The 21,985-nt window shown below is 59.1% G+C and carries 15 protein-coding genes and 1 pseudogene; 13 read left to right on the forward strand and 3 right to left on the reverse strand.

Annotated features, from left to right (window positions below):
* Positions 1–294 precede the first annotated feature (294 nt).
* The 6 genes and pseudogenes from DM992_RS38000 to DM992_RS38025 all read left to right on the forward strand — a co-directional run bounded on the left by DM992_RS38000 (position 295) and on the right by DM992_RS38025 (position 7,387).
* Complete coding sequence (locus DM992_RS38000; protein WP_111021376.1) at positions 295–1,305, forward strand: glycosyltransferase family A protein; 1,011 nt, start codon at positions 295–297, stop codon at positions 1,303–1,305.
* A 105-nt stretch (positions 1,306–1,410) separates the two neighbouring features.
* A complete protein-coding gene (locus tag DM992_RS38005) occupies positions 1,411–2,709 on the forward strand; it encodes an oligosaccharide flippase family protein (RefSeq protein WP_111021377.1) in 1,299 nt (432 codons plus the stop codon).
* A gap of 64 nt (positions 2,710–2,773) precedes the next feature.
* Positions 2,774–3,625, forward strand: coding sequence for a hypothetical protein (locus tag DM992_RS38010; protein ID WP_162631838.1), 852 nt, complete (start codon positions 2,774–2,776; stop codon positions 3,623–3,625).
* Between the two features lie 542 nt (positions 3,626–4,167).
* A pseudogene (locus DM992_RS38015) lies at positions 4,168–4,761 on the forward strand (sugar transferase); the annotation flags it as partial.
* 269 nt (positions 4,762–5,030) lie between these two features.
* Positions 5,031–6,140 carry a glycosyltransferase family 1 protein gene (locus DM992_RS38020; RefSeq protein ID WP_111021380.1) on the forward strand — a complete coding sequence of 370 codons (1,110 nt, stop codon included), beginning with the start codon at positions 5,031–5,033 and terminating at the stop codon, positions 6,138–6,140.
* Positions 6,122–7,387 carry a glycosyltransferase family 4 protein gene (locus tag DM992_RS38025; RefSeq protein ID WP_239511490.1) on the forward strand — a complete coding sequence of 422 codons (1,266 nt, stop codon included), beginning with the start codon at positions 6,122–6,124 and terminating at the stop codon, positions 7,385–7,387. Before DM992_RS38020 ends, DM992_RS38025 begins: the two co-directional genes overlap by 19 nt.
* A gap of 782 nt (positions 7,388–8,169) precedes the next feature.
* On the opposite strand, the gene DM992_RS38030 is transcribed toward DM992_RS38025, so the two are convergent.
* The gene (locus tag DM992_RS38030) at positions 8,170–9,402 is read right to left on the reverse strand and encodes an acyltransferase (RefSeq protein WP_111021382.1); all 1,233 of its coding nucleotides are present in this window, start codon (positions 9,400–9,402) and stop codon (positions 8,170–8,172) included.
* A 750-nt stretch (positions 9,403–10,152) separates the two neighbouring features.
* On the opposite strand from DM992_RS38030, the gene DM992_RS38035 reads away from it, so the two are divergent.
* A complete protein-coding gene (locus DM992_RS38035; RefSeq protein ID WP_111021383.1) occupies positions 10,153–11,661 on the forward strand; it encodes a tyrosinase family protein in 1,509 nt (502 codons plus the stop codon).
* Between the two features lie 381 nt (positions 11,662–12,042).
* Here DM992_RS38035 and tatA read toward each other — a convergent pair whose 3' ends face one another.
* A complete protein-coding gene (tatA, locus tag DM992_RS38040; RefSeq protein WP_111021384.1) occupies positions 12,043–12,282 on the reverse strand; it encodes a Sec-independent protein translocase subunit TatA in 240 nt (79 codons plus the stop codon).
* Positions 12,283–12,479: 197 nt separating this feature from the next.
* Positions 12,480–15,083, reverse strand: coding sequence for an EAL domain-containing protein (locus DM992_RS38045; protein WP_162631839.1), 2,604 nt, complete (start codon positions 15,081–15,083; stop codon positions 12,480–12,482).
* 630 nt (positions 15,084–15,713) lie between these two features.
* On the opposite strand from DM992_RS38045, the gene DM992_RS38050 reads away from it, so the two are divergent.
* From DM992_RS38050 to DM992_RS38075, 6 genes are all read left to right on the forward strand, one after another.
* Positions 15,714–16,085, forward strand: coding sequence for a hypothetical protein (locus DM992_RS38050; RefSeq protein ID WP_111021386.1), 372 nt, complete (start codon positions 15,714–15,716; stop codon positions 16,083–16,085).
* Between the two features lie 237 nt (positions 16,086–16,322).
* Positions 16,323–17,345 carry a hypothetical protein gene (locus tag DM992_RS38055; protein WP_162631840.1) on the forward strand — a complete coding sequence of 341 codons (1,023 nt, stop codon included), beginning with the start codon at positions 16,323–16,325 and terminating at the stop codon, positions 17,343–17,345.
* 87 nt (positions 17,346–17,432) lie between these two features.
* Complete coding sequence (locus DM992_RS38060) at positions 17,433–19,349, forward strand: ATP-binding protein (protein WP_239511491.1); 1,917 nt, start codon at positions 17,433–17,435, stop codon at positions 19,347–19,349.
* A 10-nt stretch (positions 19,350–19,359) separates the two neighbouring features.
* Positions 19,360–19,812: a response regulator gene (locus DM992_RS38065; RefSeq protein ID WP_111021389.1), complete on the forward strand. Its 453-nt coding sequence runs from the start codon at positions 19,360–19,362 to the stop codon at positions 19,810–19,812.
* Positions 19,809–21,308, forward strand: a complete 1,500-nt coding sequence (locus DM992_RS38070; protein ID WP_111021390.1) for a PAS domain-containing protein — start codon at positions 19,809–19,811, stop codon at positions 21,306–21,308. The genes DM992_RS38065 and DM992_RS38070 overlap by 4 nt, the downstream gene beginning before the upstream one ends.
* On the forward strand, positions 21,305–21,952 hold the full coding sequence (locus tag DM992_RS38075; protein ID WP_111021391.1) for a response regulator transcription factor: 648 nt from the start codon (positions 21,305–21,307) through the stop codon (positions 21,950–21,952). The genes DM992_RS38070 and DM992_RS38075 overlap by 4 nt, the downstream gene beginning before the upstream one ends.
* The last annotated feature ends 33 nt before the right edge of the window (positions 21,953–21,985 follow it).

Raw genomic sequence — 21,985 nt, forward strand, 5'->3', positions numbered from 1 at the left:
TCGCATGCGTGAGTGTCAGCTTATTCGGTCAATGTTTCGGATCTTTTAGCCCTGTCGATTTTGGCGAGTATGTACGTCCGTTATGCTGCACCACAGCAACTGATGTCTGAGGCCGCTGCGCTCGGCTGCGTGCTTTTCCGTCGACTGGTGCGCGACGGAAGGTCGTGCATCAACGCGATGTTTCGATTCCGGGGGCAGCGGTGGGTTCTCTAGAGCGGTTATGAACTTCGTGCCACGCAGGCAACGATCGACGGAGCAAATTTTCGCCACGGTACCGCGAGGAGCAACAATTTTATGAAAGCCGTCACGATCGCTATTTGCAATTATAACTATGAGCGCTATCTGTCCGAAGCCATCGATTCTGCATTGGCGCAGGATTATCCGGCGACAAAAGTGCTCGTGATCGACGACGGTTCGGTTGACGGGTCGCGCGAAGTGATCGACGGTTACGGTTCGCGGATTCGGTGCATCCTGAAAAAGAATGGTGGGCAGGTTTCTGCATATAACCGTGCGATCGACGAAATCGATACCGAATATGCGATCTTGCTCGACGCGGACGACATCCTTTATCCGCATGCCGTAACCGAAGTGATGCAGCAACTCGAATCGAGCGCGTGTGTGAAGGTACAGTTCCGGCTCGATGTGATCGACAGTGACGGCCAACCGTCCGGTGTATCAGTCCCCCATTCGGATCCTCCGGCCGATTGCGGACGATTGCTGGAGCGAGGCTGGCTCTATCCGTCTCCTCCGGCATCGGGCAATGCCTATCGCGTGAGTGCCCTGCGCAAGATATTCCCGTTGCCGGAGACGCCTGACGGGCGGTATGGTGCGGACTTCTACGCGATATACGGCGTAGCGTTGGTCGGCCAGGTCGCCAGTATTCCCCGCTCGCTAGGTGCGTACCGCGTGCACAATTCGGCGGAGTGCGACGTCTCGTTTGCGAATTCGGAGAAAAACAACAAGGCGCCGAAGGCGTATGCGATCCGCTGGCGCACGTTGAGGCGCGTCGCACAGGCGCGCCTCGGAATGGAGCTTCCGGTTGCCTTCCGCGACTTTTCGCACGAGAAGGCAGTCTTCTCCGAAAGAGTGTACGGCGCACCGTTCCTCAGCCGCTGGCGCTGGTTCGCGCTTGAGTCGCGCAGCTATTTTCATTCGATAGTCGCCAATCCGTTCTGGAGCGCGCAGAAGAAAGTCGGCACGATCGGCTTGTCCTGCCTGTGTCTGCTTCCCTTCGCACCGCTTTCGGATTTTGTGGTTCGCTACATCTCGAACCCGCTCGCGCGCGGCAGCAGCAAAGCGTATTGAAGCGTATGTCGTGCGGCGTCGGTTGGGAGCGCAGTGTGTTCGCCGCAGCGACTGACCTGGCACAACTTGCGAGCGACGACCGGGATAAGATTGAGAGAAGAGATTATGGGCCGTAAGGAAAACGTCCGATCGATCGCATTCATCTACGGCGGTTATGCGATGAGGTATCTTTACCTCATCGTCGTGATCCCGTTCTATGGGCGTGTACTCGGAGTCGCGGAATACGGTCGCGTGCTCGCAGCGATGTCATTGATGAACGTGACGTGGATGATCGTCGGATACGGCTTCACGCTCGTGGGCATTCGTGACATCTCCGGCACCCAGGACCGGAAAGAGCAGAACGCGATCTTTTCGTTGCATGTGAGTGCGCGTTTCCCGACCATGCTCGTCGGGGCCATCGTGGGCATCTGCGCCACGTTTTATTCACCGCTACTGTCGGCGCGTCCGTCGATTGGAATTCTCGCGACCGCTCTCGGCATTGTGTCGGGCTCGAACCTCGGCTGGCTGTTTCAGGGGCGCCATCTTTTTCGAGTACCCGTCATGCTCGAGGTCGCCGGATTCGCATTGAGCCTCATGCTGGTGCTCACGCTTGTGCGCGGCCCGGGTGATTCGTCGTGGGTATTGGGTAGCCTGCTGCTTTCCGGCATCGCATCAACAGCAGTTGCATATGGCATGACGGTGGCCAATTTGGGCCTGCCCCGTATCGCGTGGCGGGGCGTCGTGGGGTTGTTGCGCAGCTCGACGATGCTCTTTTGCTATTCGACCGGATCCGTGGTGTTGACGGCATCGTCAACCTATATGCTCACGCTGCTCTCGACGCCTTCGCAGGTCGGATACTTCGGGGCAGCGGAGCGTTTTGCGACGATCGGGCTTGGCCTGATGGCGCCGGCAGCACAGGTTTTCATTCCGACCATCTCGCGGCAATTGGCTCAAGGAGATCATGACGGTGCCCGCGCGACGAGCCTTCGCGGCGCGGCCCTACTGATCGGTTACGGGATGCTCGCGTTTTGCAGCGCGCTCGTGCTTTCCCCGGTTCTGCTGCCATTGATTCTCGGCTCGGCGTTCACTCCGAGTGCGCACGTGCTGCAGCAGCTTGCATGGATGTTTCCCTTTGCTGCCTTCAATCAGTTCATTGGCTTTTACGTTTTCGTCCCGCGCCAGAAAGATCATTTGCTTGCCGTCGCCGGCCTGATTTCCGGTCTGCTCAATGTGACGACGGCCCTTTTCCTCGGACCGCGGTATGGTGCGACAGGAATGGCGATGGCGCGGGTGATCGGCGAGGCAACGCTTTCGTTGATTCTGTTGTGTCTGGCTATTCGCTCGGGCTTGCTGAAGTCGCTGCTGTGGCCGCCGGTGCGGCTTCCAAACGCTGCACCATCACCCACGCCAGCAATCAACGAGTGAATGGCGGTGCGGGAAACCCGGTATCAGGTAAAGCTTCCCGCAGTCAACTGCCTCGCAAAAAACAGTGAACGTTCGCTGGCCGCTTGTCGTCGACACACGCGTTCCGAAGGATATCCATCATCTTCGTGTGAAGAAGATCTGGCGTATCGGCCAGAAGCGACGGCTTGCGCATGCGGGATTTCCGACTGCGGCGATGAAGCAACGAATCAGCCATTTTATGAAATTGCCGGTGTTCCTGTTCGCGGGCTTTTGCCTGTGCTTTGCGCGGATCGATATTGCCACTGCGGCTTCGGATGCGATGGCAGCCAGCAAGGAGCGCTCATCGACTGTTGTAGCGGTGGTCAATCACGTTGCCATTACCGAAGCGGATGTCGACAGGACCGTGGCGCACGCCGGTGCGCCTGACAGCGTCGCGCTGCGCCAGATGCTCAAATACCAGCTCATCTCACTGGAATTGCTGCGTCAGGCCGCAGACCGGCTGCATTATGCCGATCAACTCGAGGCCGGGGGGCAAAAGGCGACTGAATGCCGCACGATCGGTGCGATTCGGCTGTACCTGCGCGATATGGTGCGTCCGGCGCCAGTGTCGGACGAGGAGGTGGAGGTGCGCTATCGAACACTTGTCAGCAATACCCATGCACTCAATTGGGCAAACGTGAATCTTGACGCTCGCGCATGCGCGACGTTGGCGGGCGCGCGGGATCCGGTGGCCACCATCTCTCCCGGGATGCCGATCTCGCATTTCGCGAGCGATGTCGGCGCGTGCAGCAGCGGAATATCCGTGCTTGTCCGGGGTGCGGGCGTCGTCGCTTTGCGCAAGTGCATCCGTCAACAGCTGGAAGCCGAACGGCTCGACGAAGCGGTGCGGACGCTCGTTGATAAGCTGATGTCTGGTGCCGAAATTGAGTTGCGGTAGATCATTCGTTCTGGACTTTTGAAGATCCATTTGAATTTGTTTGGAGAGTCTGACTTCGAGAGTCGCGGTCAATTCAGGATGAACACATTACAAATAGCCAAGTTCTCGTAACTTTCAGCCACTATGGAAGTTGCCGGTTTTTAAAAGTCTATGCTTGGTCTGCGTGTTGGATTAGGCGAAATCATTACGGGGTGTGCTGCTGATAGAGAGGCAATATTCTTTTGGCTGGATCTCTATGAGAAACCCGCGAAACTGAGAATATTGTCAGTGTAATCGGCAAACCTGTTCGCATAATCAAAGGGCTATTGGTAAGTTGTGGAATAACTTTCGTTCCGCCATCGCACTCGAACCGTATTAAGGAGAACGATATGTCATCGATCGGGCCAACGTCACCGGGCGCGAGCCGCGCCATTACGGCCGATTCGGCGAGGGTAGAGTGTGCCGCCCCGATAATCGATGCCGCGGACCACGGATTGTTGCGGCAGCATGACGCACACGGGCTTGAGGATTGGGCCACATTGCCAGGGGCTGGCGATTGGGCGAAGCGTGTGTTCGACGTCGTCTGTGCGCTCAGCATGATCGTCGTTCTGGCACCGCTGTTGCTCCTTATTGCAGTCATGGTGATGCTGGATGGTGGCCCGTGCGTTTTTGGACACACACGCATTGGCATGAACGGCGTCAAGTTTCGGTGTCTGAAATTTCGTTCGATGGTCACAAATGCGGACGAGGTTCTCAGGGAACTGCTGGAGCGTGATCCGGTCGCTCGGGCCGAGTGGGAGCGAGACTTCAAGCTGAAGGACGACGTGCGTATCACAAGGCTTGGGCGCTTTATCCGAAGCACGAGCCTCGACGAACTGCCGCAGCTATGGAATGTCGTGCGGGGCGAGATGAGCCTCGTCGGACCGCGCCCTATCGTTGAAGCGGAACTGGAGCGGTACGGTGCGTACACGAGCTATTACCTGATGACGAAACCAGGCATTACGGGCATGTGGCAGGTAAGCGGGCGCAGTGACCTGGACTATGCTTCACGCGTGTCGCTCGACGTGCAGTATGCAAAGACGCGATCTTTCGGCGGCGATGCGTTGATCATGTTCAAGACGATCGGCGTTGCGCTCAAGCGGCGCGGCGCGTATTGAAGTGTACGCGGCGCAACGACGCAAGTACGGAGTGACGGGGCGGGCACGCCGTCACGGATTGACCTCGAGACGCGCGAGTCTAGATGGAGAACAACAAGGACAATCGATGAGAAACGGTTACGGCAGTAATACCATCGCCGCTGCGCGGCGCCGCACACAGAGCTCCAACACAACAGCGGACTGCGCCGCGACACTGTCAGCATGCGCTCGCGTGCCGCAGCGCTCGCGTGCCCCGCGCCGTGTTTGCATCGGGTAGGGCGCGAGCGATCATGGCGACCGTCTCCTCTGCCGCACGCCTTTCAATCAACGGCCGCTTTCTCGGGCGCCAGCCGACCGGCGTTGACCGCTTTGCCTTTGAGGTCGTGCGTGGCATCGACCAGCTGGTTGTGGCCAACGACCCCATGGCTGCGGCGCTCGCGATCGACGTCCTCGTGCCGGAAGGTGTGACGCTTGCGCCGGGCACCTTTGCGCGGCTCAACCTGCGTACGGTCCCCGGCAGCGGCCAGCGCTGGGAACAGTTCAGCTTGCCATTGGCTGCGCGTGGGACATTGCTCCTCAACTTGTGCAACTCTGGCCCGCTGTTCTTTCGTAATCAGGTGACCGTGCTGCACGACGCTGCCCCGGTGCGCGTGCCCGATGCGTATACGCGTGCGTTCCGTACCTGGTACCGTGTGATGGCGCCGTGCATCGGCCGCGTTGCGCGCCGGATTCTGACGGTCTCGGAGTTCTCTCGGCGCGAGATCGGCCGTGCATATCAGATTCCGCCTCAGAAGATCGGCGTCGTACCGGAAAGTGGTGAGCACATCCTGCGTGCGACGGACGCGGTCGATGTCATTCAAAAGCATGGGCTCGGCAGGCGGCCCTATGTATTGGCGGTCAGCAGCGCAAGCCGCCACAAGAATTTCAGGCTCGTGATCGAAGCGATAGAAAAACTCGATGCCGACCGTTTTGATTTTGTGATTGCGGGCGCAAATTTGCCGATCTTCAATAGGCAGAAGCAGACGCTCCCGCCGTTCGTCAAACATGTGGGATACGTGTCCGACGCAGAACTCAAGGGCCTGTTTCGCCATGCGGCCTGTTTTGTGTTTCCGTCGCTGTACGAAGGCTACGGTTTGCCGCCGGTCGAGGCGATGACGCTCGGCTGCCCTGTCATAGCGTCTGATCTGCCGTCGATCCGCGAGGCCTGCGGTGACGCGGCCGTCTACATTTCGCCCCACAGCGCCGATGAACTCGCTAATGCGATGGACCGGGTGATGAGCAATTCGCAACTGCGCGCCATGATGCGCCAATCCGGTCACGCGCAGGCCGCCCGACTTTCGTGGCGCGCCAGTGCGCTCACCGTACTCGAGGAGATCTCGCCATGGCTCGACCGACAATGAACAATCGGTCCACGCCCATTGCGCTTGCGGGCGAAAGGCAGTTCGGCCGCGTCGCGATCGTCCATGACTGGTTGACGACCTACGCCGGATCGGAGCGCGTGCTGGCGGAGATCATCCGCATTTGGCCGCATGCCGATCTTTATAGTGTCGTCGATTTCCTGCCGGACCAACACCGCAGCGCGCTGCTTGGCAAGCACGCGAATACGTCATTCATTCAGCGTTTACCGCGCGCACGACGATCGTATCGGACGTATCTGCCTCTGATGCCGCTTGCGGTGGAGCAATTCGACCTGTCGGGGTACGATCTCGTGATCTCGTCGAGTCATGCAGTGGCAAAGGGGGTCATCACCGGCCCGAACCAGCTCCATGTGAGCTACGTGCATTCGCCGATCCGCTATGCGTGGGATCTGCAACACCAGTACCTTGAGGAAGGCGGCCTGCAATCCGGCCTCAAGAGCGTGCTTGCCCGCGCGCTGCTGCATTACATTCGAATTTGGGACCAGCGTACTGCGCATGGCGTGGATCATTTCATCGCAAACTCCGAATATGTCGCGCGGCGCATCCGGAAGGTGTACGGGCGCCCCGCGACGGTGATCTATCCACCCGTCGACGTCGAGCGATTCACACCGGGAACGGCGCGCGAAGATTTCTATCTGACGGCGTCACGCTTTGTGCCGTACAAGAAGATCTCGCTCGTCGTCGAGGCGTTTGCGCTGATGCCGGAGCGCCGGCTTGTCGTGATAGGCGACGGGCCGGACTTTGCGAAGGTGAAGTCTGCGGCGCCACCAAACGTGACGTTGCTTGGCTACCAGTCGAACGAAGTGTTGGTCGACTTTATGCGGCGAGCGCGCGCATTTGTGTTCGCTGCGGAAGAAGACTTCGGCATCGTGCCGGTCGAAGCGCAGGCATGTGGCACGCCCGTTATCGCATATGGCCGTGGGGGCGCGCTCGAAACCGTCATTGCTTCGGCCGACCGGTCGAGGAGAACAGGCCTGTTCTTTGCGCAGCAGAGCGTGGCGAGTGTCGTCGATGTGATCGAGCGCTTCGAGGCGGCGGGACCGTTCGATGACGCTGTGTGTCGACGCAACGCGTTGCGGTTTTCGCCGGAGCGATTCAGGCTGGAGATGTTCAACGCAGTGCGCGCCTTGTACGAACCTGGAACGGCGGAACACGCGTCGGGCGATTCTCGGCCGGCCGGGATGCCCGCGTACGAACCGGCCGAGAAGGTTTTCCGAGGGGTGTCGTGAACAAGAGGTTCGCGTGCGTTGAACTTTGATGTTTCCTGCTCTGCGCAGGTCGCGTCGTCCTGATAACCCGGAGAACGAGTTATTTTATCGAGCATGTGTTATCGGGGAACTGCGGCCCGGTAATTGACGATGGCGGTTTGGCTTGTATGAGATGTCAGATAAAATGGAATACGATTTTAAAATACTGTTGTTTTTTATTTAAACTACTTATGGGTTCGGTATATTAAATTTGCACCCAAAATCCTCGTGCCAAATGGGTGCATTCCTTGCCCGACCATGTTTATGTGTGGTCGGGTTTTTTTTGCCAGTGCCAGAAAGAATGCCGCGGGAGATTTTGAAAGCAGATTCTCGCGAGATATCAAATGCTGCGGAAACGGTCCAGACCTGGTTGGTAACGTCTGCATGTCTGCCGAGTCGACAGGTGCAGGACATAAACGCAACGGGCGGCCATGTTGCGAGGCGCGCATGCCGCTTCGCAGGTAATGGAGGAAGACGCGTACAAGCCGTCTCGGATGGCGATAGCGATTCTCGGTTGCGCGAACTCGGGCTGGGCGAGGGGCGTCGCTGCGGCCGCGGTCGCGAACGGTCGATGGCAACTCGCTGACGTTCCGTAGGTCGATAGACGGTGTGAGAGACCGCAGGATGTAGCGCCCTGACGATTTCCTGTTTGCATCGAAATTGGCGGAGCAATCAGTCTGCTGTCGTTTGCATCATGCCGCTCGACGCGCGGCGGTACACGTCATACTCGTAACGTGTTTCTGGCGACCGAATGGCAGCCGGCACTAATCCCTTGCACCGACGATGCTAGCGGATCTCTCGATGGCGTCCGCCGGCAGCCGGATCGCCGGCTGGACAGGTCTTTCGCTTCCCGAGATGAACTTCCTCGTCAAAAGACGCCTGACCGGCTCTTCGACGAATTTGGTTGCGAGCGCCGCCGCAAGTATCGTGGCGACTGTAGCGATGCCTGTTGCCAAATACGGATGATGTTCGCTGTCCGGTAGAAGGAAGAAAACGAGTCGACCGATTGGAAAGTGAAGGCAGTAGATAGGGTATGACAGCCAGCCAAGCAGTTTCGCCAGCTTGAGTGATGCGGGGTTTGTCGCTTGCAGCTCGGCGCCGCGGCAAACCAGCAGTGGGGCAACAATGAATGTGGCGAGCATCGGGATTGAGCCCTTTGCGGTAATCGGGATCGCGATGAGCAGCAGCATCACTCCGTAGAGCATGAAATCATTCTTGATCAGCTTGCCAATCTGGATCTTGTACTTCCATGTCTCGTTGTTCTTGTGCAATTGATAGATGGCGACTCCGGTGGAGAATCCAAAGAGAACACGGATGAACCCACCGATAAAGTTCTGCGTTCCCCATCCCTGCGGGGCGAATAACACGAGGTGCCCCTGATCGAGGCCCGACAATTCGCTGACGAGAATCAAGAATGCCGCTGACAATAGAACGGTATGTTTCAGAGCCCGCCGGGCCAGGGTGAATAGGAGCAGCAGGGACACGCTCGCGACCATCTCGAAGAACAGCGACCACGCCGGAGCATTCGTCGGAAAGATTGCCTCTACCGTGTTCTCGTGGGGCAGCGACGACGTTGCGCTTGCCATGTCGGCAATGTGCGGATGGCCCAGATACGGCACAAGCAATAGATTCCCTATCGACGCAGACAGGAAGTTGTTCCAGGAATAGCCCGACAACCCCATTGCCGTCAGTGCTCCGAACGTCGGTATGCCGATAGCCATCGAGATCAAGAACATCGGATACAGGCGAATGACCCGTCGTGCGATGTACCCGGTCGTGGTCAGTCCGTGGGCCAGTTTGTCCTTGTAGGAATGGCAGAGGACGAATGCACTGAGCATGAAGAACAGATCGACACAAAACGGGGCATTTGCCAATACATGGTAGCTATACGTGTCCTGCGCGAAGTGGTAGAGCATGACACTGATTGCGGCTACGCCCCGCAGGCCATCGAGGATTTCGTAGCGGTTGTCCGCAGCATGCCCAACTGCTCGATTCATGTCGGTTCCCTTGCGCGTCGGTTCGACGAAAGCGCCACTCGGATTTCGGAATTTGGTTGCTGCAATCTATTGATGGGCCCGGCGCGTAGATCGTCCGAGTAGAAGACCATGCGCGTCAGCATTTGGCCTGGAATTTCGATGCCGAATTCGTCTCACCCGTGATTCGCGATCGCGTGGCGAAAAATATTCGGAGTCCAGCGGCGTCGAGATTGTCGGTGTCATGGAGATCGTTATTGATAACGTCAAGAAAAACGCACTCGGGCTGCATCCGACGCAGGTAATTTTCACATTGGAAAATTCTGGTGTTGCGCTGGATGCATCCGGTAGTCGATGTGCATGAAGCATTGATGGAGCACGAATCGGAAAACCGCTTCCATCGCGTTGACGATGACATGTCGGACGCCAGGGCGAGCGTTCAGGTCCTAAATGTCCGAACTGTTGGCTGAAATTGTTGGGGGTGGTTGAGTGGATGATCAGAAATACAGCGTGTTTTTGATATATCACATATCTCCGCCAATAGTTCTCGATTTTCGGATTCCCCGCTGATTATAAATTTCAGATGGTGTATATGTTTATCGCGGGAAGGTGTGCTCGGATTGAAATAACGCACCGGAGTCGGAAAGTCAGCCATGTTTTTTCTGCCTGGCTGGCCTCGCGGGAAGGAGCAGGAGCTGAATACGGGACCGTTCGATTAACGCACGCAGCGTTGTCGAGTCCTGCTTGGGACGATAACACTTACGGGGTAGGATCATGACCGGCTTTAATCACAGCCGCCGAGGGTTCCTTGGCGCAACGGCGTCGGCCATTTCGCTGGCTGCCTTTCCGAAACTCGGATTCGCAACGACCGCGATGTACACTCGAATCGAGTGGCAGCAGTTCAAAATGACGTCGCAGTACACATCGTTTCTGAACGCGATTGGTACGATGCGAGCGAACACCGATGCGACGAGCCCAAATTCGTTGCAATACTGGGCAAACGTTCACTACTACAACTGTCCGCATCGGATGCCCTATTTTCTTGCGTGGCATCGGGGCTATCTGTTTCATTTCGAGCACCAATTGAGATTGGTGTCGGGCGACAGCACGCTTAGTTTGCCATATTGGGATTACTACTCCTATTGCGTCATGCCCGACGAGTTTACCGATAGCGCCAATGGCAATCCACTGTTCGTGTCACGTATGAACACGAATGTTTATAACGCGCTGGACTTGTCGCCGTTCGCTCCGACCGTGGTCAACTTTCAGCGGGGAACGACGAACTCGTTCGAAGCCGCGTTTGAAAGCGCGCCGCACAATCCGGTGCATAACATCATCGGCAACGTGATGGCAACGATGGTCTCGCCGCTAGACCCGATCTTCTATCTGCACCACGCCAACGTCGACCGGCTTTGGTACGCGTGGGCGCTTCCGGACGGAGGATCCATGCCCGCGCCGACCGATCCCTATTGGGCGGGATCGTTCAACTATGCAACGAATCTGACGATGTCGAAGGTGATGACGTATTCGCCCGGCAGCATGCTGGGTTACGACTACGCAAACGATTCGCGGCCGACCGCGCTGCCGGCGCAAATTCGCGCCGTGCGGGGCATTCGCGTGCAGGCTCAGGTCGAACAGGTGCGTCGGCGCCCACCGATCTTGGCCCTTGCGCCTGCGACGGCGCGTACGATAACCGCTGAACGGCGGTCGATCGGCGGCGTGACTGGCCTGCGGTTGACGGAAGAATCGGTCAGTGCGCGGATCGTGACGGATGCGAGTTCCACGAAGGCGGTACAGGATATGCTCTTGCAGACGCGATCGGCCTATGAAGCAGCGGCAATCGGTCCGCAAGCCCAGGACAAAACGCGCGCACGGACTCAGCCAGGCACGTACAGGTCGATACAGATCGTATTCGACGACATCACGGTGACGACTGCCGGCCGGAACGGAGGCTACTTCTATAACGTCTACCTGAACCTGCCCGATGGCGCGGACGTTGACGCGGATCGTTCGCAGCACTTCCTCGGCACATTCGGGCCATTCGAGGTGGCGGGAGCCGCACATCACGGATTGGTCATGCTGGATTTTCCGGCGACCGTGGCGTTGCTCAAAATGGGCGCGACTCAAACCCGGGAATATGTCGTGTCGCTGGTGCGTGTGAACGGGCCGACTGCGCCAAAGGGGCAGGTCATGCGTATCGGCGAGTTGCGTGTCGAGCTGTCAGCAGCGGCGCCGTTCATTTCGACACCGGCCGCACCGCTTACGCCGGGCTATGCATATTGAGGCGGGATCAGTTACACGCCGGCATTGGGCTTGATGCGAAAATATGCCCTGCTGGAAGATCGAGTGTGTCGTTGCACATCGGTTTTCCGGTAACGCCATCGCAGAGTCAGCGTGAAGCCTCAAACATCGCGTAGGGAGTAGGAGAGCAGCCTCGCGGCTGCTCCTTGCTCAAGGAACGGCACACGGCGACTTGCGCTGTGTGCGGCTCGGGCGGGGAAAGGCGTCACCACGCAACAGAAGCTTTCCTTGCGCGGCGGTTGCTATTCACGTGATGTTCGGATTCGCTCGCGGGAAATCGGGCGCGACGAATGGACCGGCGCCGATCTGCGTCATCTTCGACAGTCCGACGGCGAGTGTCGGAGGCGTCCGTCGGCCCGGACGTCACGCCTTTTTCGAATCGGTATGCGTCGTTTCCTTTGCGTCGACGTCCAAGGCGTCCGGATGTTCGAGCTGGTGCTGCGCGTCGGACGGCGATGGCGTGTCACCGTCGCGCATGCCTTCCTTGAAGCCCTTCACCGCGCCGCCGAGATCGTTGCCGATATTGCGCAGCTTCTTCGTGCCGAACACCAGTGCGACGATCAGCAGCACGATCATCCAGTGCCAAATACTCAACCCGCCCATGATCTCCTCCTCCTAGATGTGGCCGCTCGCGGCGCGAATGCTGGTTTGCGGGCGCTCGTCGAAACCAAACGGGCACCCGTCTCGCGGCGCCCCTGCTGGACGATGACTTTGGCGCCGACGCCGAGGCGCTTCAGTCTCGACAAACACCTGGAAGCGCGCTGCTCCCCAAATGCGGCACGCCCGAACGAATCGTCGGGCTATCGCGTTCGGCTCGTGTCGATGAGCGGCTCGATCAGGGTTGATTTTTCTCGTACAAACAGGCGGTCGGGGTTTCGTTCGGGACAGTCGATTACCGACGATGAGCGACACGCCAAAACGACGGAGATGGGCTGCGGTCGATGCAGGAAAAAGCCTTGTGCGCTGCCGACTCCCATCTTCGTCAACATGGCGGATATCTCCGCGGTCTCGACAAACTCGGCGATGGTTTCCTTGCCGAGGACATTTGCGACTTCCTGGATGCACCTGACTACCGTCCTGTCGAGCGCGTCCTGATGAAGGTTCCTGACGAATTGCCCGTCTATCTTCAGATAGTTGACCGGCAGCGCCTTGAGATACCCAAAGGACGACGCACCGCTTCCAAAATCATCGAGCGCGAATCGCACACCGTATTCTTTCAGCGCATGGATGAATGTGGCGGCATCATCGAGGTTCGTCACGGCCGCTGTTTCGGTGATCTCGAAGCAAAGTTTGCTTCCGTTGAACGAGTAGCGGGTCAACAGATCCCTGATGTACTCGAAGAAGTCCGAATCGCCGATTGACTGGCCGGAAAGATTCACCGACACATACTCGATGTGATCGAGTCTGTCCGAGTAACTGGCCATCCATCTGAATACCTGATTGACGACCCATCGATCGATACGACTGGCGATACCGAAGCGCTCCGCAGCCGGCAGGAATGCGCCGGGGGGGATGAGATTTCCGTCTTCTTCGGGAAGCCTCAGCAGCACCTCGAATCGCTTCGCGGCAGCGGGCACTTGCAATGAGAATATCTGCTGTGCATACAGGACGAAGCGATTCTCGTCGATGGCCTGCCGCAGCCGACGGATCCAGTCCATCTCGTTCTTTCTCGCGAGCATCGCTTGATCCGTGACTGACCATACATGAACGCGATTCCGGCCGGCATCCTTGGCCGCGTAGCACGACCTGTCAACATACTGCATGATCTCGTCCACGGACTCCAGTTGACTGTCGAGCGGCACGACGCCGATGCTTGCGCCGACGCAAATGTGGCATCCCTTGTATTCGAAGCGCATCTCGTCGACGCTCTTGCAGAGGCGAGAGGCGATTTCCTCGGCCTCGTCGATCGAGCAATCCGGCAGAATGATGCCGAACTCGTCGCCGCCGAGCCGAGCCAGCGTATGTGGCATGCGAAGGCTGTCGTCGAGATGTGACGCCACCCGCTTGAGCAAGGCATCGCCGGCGACATGGCCGCATGTATCGTTGACGAGCTTGAACTGGTCGAGGTCGACGTAGAAGACTGCACCGGGCTTCGTGCCGCCGCCAATGTCAGCCACGGCTTGCATCAGGCGGGATTCGAATTCGGTCCGGTTGATCAAGCCGGTCAGTGTATCGTGCGTCGCACGGTACGCCATTTCCCTGGAAAATCGACGCGCTTCGGTCACGTCGCGAAAGACCAGCACGACGCCTGAAGTCACGCCATTCGAGTCCCTGATCGGAGCGGCCGAATCTTCGATCGAGAAACGCTCCCCGTTCCGGGACACGAGAACCATGCCACTATGCTGCTGAAGGGCCCGATCGTCGTAGAGGCATCGCTTGATTGGATTCGTTGCTAGAACGCCCGTGCGTTCGTCGAAGGCGTGAAATACCTGCTCGATGTTCCGGCCGGTGGCCTGTTCTGACAGCCAGCCAGTCAGCCGCTCCGCCATCGGATTGAGGTACTGGACGTGGCCTGTCGTATCTGTCGCAATGACGGCATCGCCGATCGAGTGCAATGTCACCTGGATTTGCTCATGCTGTCGCTTCAACGTTTCCTGCATCTGCCTTCGCTGCGTCGTCTCGTGTACGAGTATCGCGCACTGGCCCGTTCCGGGCTGGTAACAGACCATGTCGAACCAGCGCTCATGCGGGCCGCTCAAATTCGTGAGCTCCTTTCGCGTTCCGGTCTGTGCGACTTCGCGCAGGATCGACTCGCAAATCTCAGGATCGTGAATCAGGCTGGAAAGAATGGTCCCCGCATGCTCGTTGATGATTCCGGATTGGGGCAGCCCGCACAAGATCGAAAATTCCGGGTTGGCTGCCACAAAAATCAATGCGGGCGTTTGGTTTCCCGTCACGTCGAACTCGAGCAATGCAATGCCGGCCTGGACGTGCTGGAAGAGTGCTCTGTAACGGTGCTCGCTTTCCGTCAACGCGCGATCGAGTTTCTTCTTGTCGGTGATATCCCGGATGACCGCGATGGATCGAAACGGATTGCCTGATGTATCCCGCAACAGCTTTCCAGAAAGGAGTACGTCGATGATCGCTCCGTCATTGCAGATCATCTGGTATTCGACGTCATCGCATCGCCCTGTCCGGAAAAACTCAGGCAGAACGATTTCTTGCGCATGCTTTCTGGACGATTCCGTCAGGAAGTCCGACGAGAGCCGGCCGATGACCTCGCTCCTTTTGAAACCAAGCGTGGCGAGCCACATGTCGCTGACCTGGATCAGGCGGCCGTTCGAATCGATCGAATGCATCATCGCCGGTACGCTTGCGTAAAGGTCGTCCAGCGTCGCGGATTCGACATGAGCCGCAGGCGCCGCGTTTCCCGATGAAGCATTGTCAGGCTTCTGTATTGTCATTTGCGCATCTCGTCCGCAAATCCGTTCTGCGAAAACCGACCCCGCGCCCCGCAAGCTGAAAACGGAGCAGCGCATGCGATGTGGCCCCGGCACGCATACTCGGTGCGCCCTGCCACGATCGTCCCCACGTCAGACCCCTTTTGAAAATTCGTCTGGTTGAATGAGAAACACGTCAATTTATGCGCGGTGCCGTGGAGCGATCTTCTCCAATATAAGAGCATCTATACCATTGCGCCAAGCGCTGGAGAGCATGGCGTAAATGGCATGGGCTTTGGCGTAAACAGCATGCCGGAAATCGATCAAACGGGATATTTGTGCCACATGGCGCGGTATGCGCGAGACGCGATCCGATCGCGATCGTCCGATTGTGCAGGGATGCGACGCTTGTCAGACGGATCCGAAATCCTATACTTCGCATGATTACGCGAGATCCGGCTTGTCACGGGAAGTCGCAAGGTCATCGCTGCCGCAGTGTGGGCGCAGTTGCTGGACGGGCAGTGCAGTGAATTCGGCGATGAGGATGGCAGTTGCGGGAGTTCAAAGAGTTCAGCAGTGCATGATGGGAAGATGCTGTCCAGCCATTCGACTGGCGGAAAAATCTCGCGCGGCCACGATTCGGGGTGAATCGCAATGAAGGTCAAGCCCGTTTACACGACCAGAAAAAGATCGGTGATTGGCTTCATTGCCGGTCTTGTGGCGCTGTTGGCAGGCGCGGCCCTTGCCTGGAGCGGCCACGGGTCGACGCTGCCCGTTGTCCGTGTCGAGCGGGTGGTCGTCGCGCGCGCTTCGCATGCCGATTGGCGCCCTTTGGTGGCTGCCAAGGCGAACGGGTATTTCACGAGCGACGGCATACAGGCCCGCCTCCCATTTTCACTCGTGAGAAGGGTGTCTTGGGTCGAAACCCCGAGGCACTTAGTCCTCGACGTTTCTCTTACCCGACATCGGGCGTCCGACCGTGACGTGATCGTGCACGATCCCTCGCACGAAGCAATAGACGGATAGGCCATGAAAATGGCCTTGAAGCGTACAACCGAAAGATGCAGAGATCCATATTGGTTAGGATTGCAGCGTGAGTGGCATGCGTCTTGAAATCCGACTGAGGAGCCTGAGCGCATAGGTCCAGTCCATGAATAGGAGGGGCCGTTGATCTCGGTGTGCCGTTCGGACCATGGCGCTGGGAATCATCTCCTTCGGTCAAGTTGCGACGCCTGTCTTTGCCCTCAAGTCATGAGTGAACCGATGCGTTGGAATCAGGCCGGTTTGATGGACGAGCGGGAGGCCGACAGCACCAGGCCCGATTTCCGCACCCACTTCGAGTCAGCTCCGGGACTCTATCCGGCTCTGGATCCCGAACTTCGCGTTGTCGCCATGAGCGGCGCGCATACGCGTGCGACCAGAATGCAACGCGACGCGATCCTTGGTCACGGCATTTTAGAGATTTTCCCGGACAACCCGGATGATCCGGACGCTGCCGGTGAGCGGAACCTCTGGATATCCGTGAAAAGGGTATTGCAAACATGCACGGCCGACGCGATGGCCATGCAGAAGAACGACATCGGGAAGCCGGAGGAAGAGAGGGGCGGCTTCGAGGTGCGCTACTGGAGTCCGCTGAACGCTCCGGTGCTAGATGCCGATGGACACCTTGCTTGCATCATTCACCGCGTCGAGGACGTGACCGGGTTCATGCGTATCAAGGAGGCGTGCGTCGAGCTGGCGCAACTCGCCGCGTCCTTGCGTGAGCATGCGACGAGAATGGAGGCAGAGGTCTTCACGCACTCGCAACACGTTGAACGGACCCGTGCCGGGCTGAAGCGAGCCAACGAGGAAGTCGCCCGGCTCGATGAGAAGACGAAGGAGCAGGACGAGTTGAATAACCGCTTCTTTGCGAATATCAGTCAAGAACTACGCGCGCCGTTCACGCTGATTCGCGGTCCCGTGGCGCGGCTGCTGCACGTCAACGATCTGCTCGACATCGCCAGGCTGGACGTCGGTCGCATGCTTGTCCAGTACACGCAGAGAGATCTGCCCAGGTTGCCGAGAGTGACCGCCTCCCATGTCGAAACCGTCGCTGCGGATCTGGGCATCGGCCTTCCGGTGACGGCGCCACCTGAGCTGCCGGCTCAGGTCGACACTGAGAAGGTCGAGCGGATCCTGCTCAAGCGCCTGTCGAACGCCTTCAAATTTTCGCCGAGCGGCGGCGAAGTCGGTGTTCGCCTGGATTTTTTCACTCTCGATGCGCCAGGCGTAAATGAAATGCAATGACGACATGACCCTGCATTCTCGCAGGCGCGATGGGGTGCCTGCGATAACGTCGAAATGCGTTGTGTCAGATCGGCCAAAGGCGGGCGAATGAAGATCTCAACCCGACTCGCGCTGGCGGGATCACTGGCGACAGGCGCAGTGGCGATCCTCTTCACCGTGCTGTTCGTGACAAGCCAGCAAGTGAAAAAGAATATTGAGAACAATGAGGTGGCGGGCAATATCCTCAACGCGGCAATGGCGCTCCGGTATCTCACGCTCGAGTATGCACAAGGCCATGAGATGCGCACGCTGGTCCAATGGCAGTCACGCAATGCATCGCTGTCGAGATTGCTGTCAGGTGCCACCGGATTCGGCGGCAAGGAAGAACTGGCCACGCTGGATAACATTCGCCTCGCGCGTCGGAACGAGGAATCGTTGTTTGCAGAACTCGTCAACGATCGTCGGAAGGCGGGCTCGGAAGACAGCCGTGACGCAGCGACGCAGGAACTGGATGCACGATTGACCGGACAGATCATGAACCGGATGCAAGACATGATTTCTCATGCCCTCATGCTGTTCGATAGCAGCCGGCGTGGTGTGCTCGATGCGCAGCAGCGCGTGAACATCGCGGTCACGCTGTTCGGCGCCGTCGTGTTGCTGACGCTCCTGGCGACGTCGATCCTAATGCTGCGCAGTGTGATCCGGCCGTTGGCCAGGCTGCGCGCGGGCGCAATGGTCGTCGGAGCGGGCAACCTCGACCACCGGCTTGTCATCGTCTCTCGCGACGAAATCGGGGACCTCTGCCGGGCGTTCAACGAGATGGCGGAGGCGCTCAGCGCAAGCATGGTTTCGCGAGACGAACTTGAGCTCGCAAAGGAAGGGCTGCAGCGGGAGGTCAGCGAGCGCAAGCGGGCCGAGGAGCGCTTCCGTCTGGTCGTTGAAGCCGCGCCTAACGCGATGATCATGGTGGACCGCGACGGCCGGATCGTACTCGTGAATTCCCAAACGGAGAAGGTATTCGGTTACGCCCGCGAGGAGCTGGTCGGGCAAGGCATCGACGTGCTCGTGCCGGAGCGTTTCCGGCCGGACCATCCGGGCTATCGAAGCACATTTTTCGATGACCCACGAAGCCGTCCGATGGGCGCGGGCCGCCATCTCTTCGGCATGCGCAGGGATGGAACTGAAGTGGCGGTGGAAATCGGGCTGAACCCCGTCGAGACCTCCGATGGCGTATTTGTGCTTGCCGCCATCGTGGACATCACCAGGCGCAAGCAGGCCGAGGACGAGTTGCGCGAGCGGACCGAGGAACTGGCCAGCTCGAACCGGGACCTGGAACAGTTTGCGTATGTCGCTTCGCATGATCTGCAGGAGCCGCTGCGGGCGATTGCCGGGCCGTTGCAGCTACTGCAATGGCGATACCGCGGGCAACTCGACGCGCGGGCCGACGAATTCATCGGGCATGCGGTCGATGGCGCCAGCAGGATGCAGGCGCTGATTGTCGATCTGCTTGCGTTTTCCCGTGTTGGGAGACCCAGCGAGCCCTGGCGGCTGACCGAGTGCATGGAGGCGCTGGACAACGCGCTCAAGAACCTGGCTGTCGCGATCCAGGAAAGCGGCGCGCAGATCACCCACGACGGGCTGCCCACGGTGCGCGCGATATCCGGCCAGATCTCGGTGCTGTTCCAGAACCTCGTCGGAAACGCGATCAAGTTTCGCAGCAGGGAGCGCACGATGCAGATCCACGTGGGGGCGAAGGCCCAGGACGATGCGTGGGTGTTCCATGTGACGGACAACGGGATCGGGATCGAGTCACGTTATTTCGACCATATCTTCCTGATTTTTCAGCGCTTGCATACGCGTCGCGACTATCCCGGTACCGGCATCGGGCTCGCGCTGTGCAAGCGCATCGTCGAACATCATGGTGGCCGCATCTGGGTCGAGTCTGAGCCGGGCGTCGGCACCACGTTTTTCTTCACGCTGCCTCGACGGGGCAGCCCTGAAGCGAAATGTCCATGCAACCGGTAGGAGGTCAATCATGCTTGTCGATTCAAGTAGCGATCTGGTCGAAATTCTGCTGGTCGAGGACAGTCCGACCGATGTCATGATGACTCAGGAGGCGCTCGAGTACTACAAGGTTCTCAATCCGCTTCACGTGGTGGAGGATGGCGTCGAGGCCATGGCGTATCTGAGGCGCGACGGGCACTACGTATCGGCGCGCCGGCCGGGTCTGATCCTTCTCGATCTCAACTTGCCGAGAAAGAGCGGCCGGGAGGTGCTCCAGGAGCTCAAGGGCGACCCTGCGCTGATGACCATCCCGGTCGTTATCCTGACGACGTCGAAGTCGGAAGAGGACGTGGTGCGATCCTACGGTCTTCACGCAAACTGCTACATCACGAAGCCGGTGGACTTCGCGAAGTTCACGGATGTCGTGCGCACCATCAACGACTACTGGCTTGGCGTGGTCACGTTGCCGCCGTCCGAAAGATGAACGCCTTGCGCCCGCCATTGCAGGTCCTTCTGGTCGAGGACAGCGCGAGCGACGCCTTGTTCATCGAGGAGGCGCTCGCGGATGTACAGGACTTCGAAGCCCGGCTGACCCGAGCTGAGCGGTTGTCCGATGCCATCGAGCATGCGCGAACGGCGCCCTGCGAGGTCGTGCTGCTCGATCTCGGCCTGCCGGACACGCAAGGGCTTGACACGTTTCGCCGCTTTCATCGGGAGGTGCCGGGCGTCCCCGTGCTCGTGCTGACCGGTCTCGACGACGTCTCGATAGGGCTGCAGGCCATCCAGGAGGGGGCGCAGGACTATCTGCTCAAGCGTGATATCGAGGTGTCGCTGCTCAGCCACGCGATCCGCTATGCGATTGAACGGCACCGCGTGGCCGCCGCACTCGCGGCCAGCGAGGAGCGGTTCCAACTGGCCGTGACCGGTGCGTCGGCAGGGCTGTGGGACTGGGATCCGGGAACCGATTCGGTCTATTTCTCCCCGCATTTCAAGGAGATCATGGGCTACCGCGACAACGAACCGGCCGACGAGGCAAACGCGCTCCTCGATGCCATTCACCCCGATGACATCGAGCGGGTCAAGGCGGCGCTGGCGGCGCACCTCGAGCAACAGTCTCCTTACGACGTCGAGTACCGGGTGCGTTTTCGGTCGGGGGCATCTGGCTGGATCGAATCCCGTGGACAGGCGTTGTGGAACGGCGAGGGCGAACCGTACCGGATGGTGGGCTGGATCATGGACATCACGGACCGCAAACGCGATGAGGAGGCTCTGCGGATTTCGCGCGAGGAGCTGCGCCGTCTGTCGGCACACATTCAGCACGTGCGCGAGGAAGAAAAATCGCGCATCGCGCGTGAGCTGCATGACGACCTTGGCCAGCAGTTGACGGCGCTGAAGATGGGCCTGGCCGAGATCGAGATGACGCTGAACGGACAGGCCGGGGCAACCCCGACGGTGCTTGACCGCTTGACCGGCATGCGCGGGCTGATCGATATGACGGTGGCATCGGTGCGTCGGATCGCGGCGGATCTGCGGCCGGTGATGCTGGACGACCTCGGGCTAATGCCTTCAATCGACTGGCTGGTCAACGATTTTACGCAGCGCTACGGGATCGACGTCGAGCGCCACATCGATCCGGGTGACACGAGCTTCACGCGAATCGGCGCGACGGCGCTGTACCGCATCGTCCAGGAAGCGCTCACCAATGTTGCGAGACACGCGGATGCCACGGCCGTGGTCTTGACGCTCTGCATCGAAGGTCGCTGTTTCGTGCTGCGCGTGGCCGACAACGGGCGTGGCGGCAGCATCACGGACGACGGCGGCAGCGGTCGGCAGGGTCAGTCGTTTGGCCTGGTCGGTATTCGCGAGCGCGCGCACATGTTCGGTGGTTCGGTGACGATCGACACGGCCGATGGCAAAGGCTTTTCGATCACGATTACGTTTCCGCTGCATGCGATACAACAGGAAGAGGTACTGCCATGATCAACGTACTGATCGCGGACGACCATACACTGGTTCGCGAAGGCTTGCGTCACATTCTGCAGAACGCGAGCGATTTCGAGGTCGCTGGAGAAGCCTCGGACGGGATGACGGCAATCGCGTTGATCCGCTCGACAGACGCGCAGGTGCTGGTGCTCGACTTGTCGATGCCGGGACGCAACGGCGTCGAGCTGATCCGGCAGATCAAGGACGAAAAGCCGAATCTGCGGATTCTCGTGCTGACGATGCATGCGGAGCAGCAGTATGCGGTACGCGCATTCAAGGCCGGCGCATCGGGCTACCTCACCAAGGAAAGCGCCAGCACCGAGCTCGTGTCCGCGGTGACGAAGGTCGCAAGGGGCGGAGTCTACGTGAGCGTCGGGATGGCCGAACGCCTTGCGCAGAATCTGAACGAGCCGGCCAACATCCCGCCACACCAGAGGTTGTCCGACCGCGAATTCGACGTTTTCCGCCGTCTCGCGGCGGGCCAGAGCATCTCCGAGGTGGCGCGCGAGCTGTGCGTCAGTGCAAAAACGGTCAGCACGTACAAGACGCGGATCCTCGAGAAAATGCAGATGCCGCACGAAGCCGCACTGGTGCGTTACGCGACGCGCCACAAGCTGTTCGACGACAACGACACCGTCTAGACAACACGATCCGGCGTGCATTGGAACGACGCG

This window comes from Burkholderia sp. JP2-270 (genome assembly GCF_003233675.1).
In the GTDB taxonomy this organism is placed as follows: Bacteria; Pseudomonadota; Gammaproteobacteria; order Burkholderiales; family Burkholderiaceae; genus Burkholderia; species Burkholderia pyrrocinia_C.

Coding starts and splice junctions, on each gene's coding strand:
- DM992_RS38055 (WP_162631840.1), top strand. CDS start 16,323: ATGCGTTGGAATCAGGCCGGTTTGATGGACGAGCGGGAGGCCGACAGC.
- DM992_RS38030 (WP_111021382.1), bottom strand. CDS start 9,402: ATGAATCGAGCAGTTGGGCATGCTGCGGACAACCGCTACGAAATCCTC.
- DM992_RS38005 (WP_111021377.1), top strand. CDS start 1,411: ATGGGCCGTAAGGAAAACGTCCGATCGATCGCATTCATCTACGGCGGT.
- DM992_RS38050 (WP_111021386.1), top strand. CDS start 15,714: ATGAAGGTCAAGCCCGTTTACACGACCAGAAAAAGATCGGTGATTGGC.
- DM992_RS38070 (WP_111021390.1), top strand. CDS start 19,809: ATGAACGCCTTGCGCCCGCCATTGCAGGTCCTTCTGGTCGAGGACAGC.
- DM992_RS38060 (WP_239511491.1), top strand. CDS start 17,433: ATGAAGATCTCAACCCGACTCGCGCTGGCGGGATCACTGGCGACAGGC.
- DM992_RS38035 (WP_111021383.1), top strand. CDS start 10,153: ATGACCGGCTTTAATCACAGCCGCCGAGGGTTCCTTGGCGCAACGGCG.
- DM992_RS38045 (WP_162631839.1), bottom strand. CDS start 15,083: ATGACAATACAGAAGCCTGACAATGCTTCATCGGGAAACGCGGCGCCT.
- DM992_RS38025 (WP_239511490.1), top strand. CDS start 6,122: ATGGCTCGACCGACAATGAACAATCGGTCCACGCCCATTGCGCTTGCG.
- DM992_RS38020 (WP_111021380.1), top strand. CDS start 5,031: ATGGCGACCGTCTCCTCTGCCGCACGCCTTTCAATCAACGGCCGCTTT.
- DM992_RS38000 (WP_111021376.1), top strand. CDS start 295: ATGAAAGCCGTCACGATCGCTATTTGCAATTATAACTATGAGCGCTAT.
- DM992_RS38075 (WP_111021391.1), top strand. CDS start 21,305: ATGATCAACGTACTGATCGCGGACGACCATACACTGGTTCGCGAAGGC.
- DM992_RS38065 (WP_111021389.1), top strand. CDS start 19,360: ATGCTTGTCGATTCAAGTAGCGATCTGGTCGAAATTCTGCTGGTCGAG.
- tatA (WP_111021384.1), bottom strand. CDS start 12,282: ATGGGCGGGTTGAGTATTTGGCACTGGATGATCGTGCTGCTGATCGTC.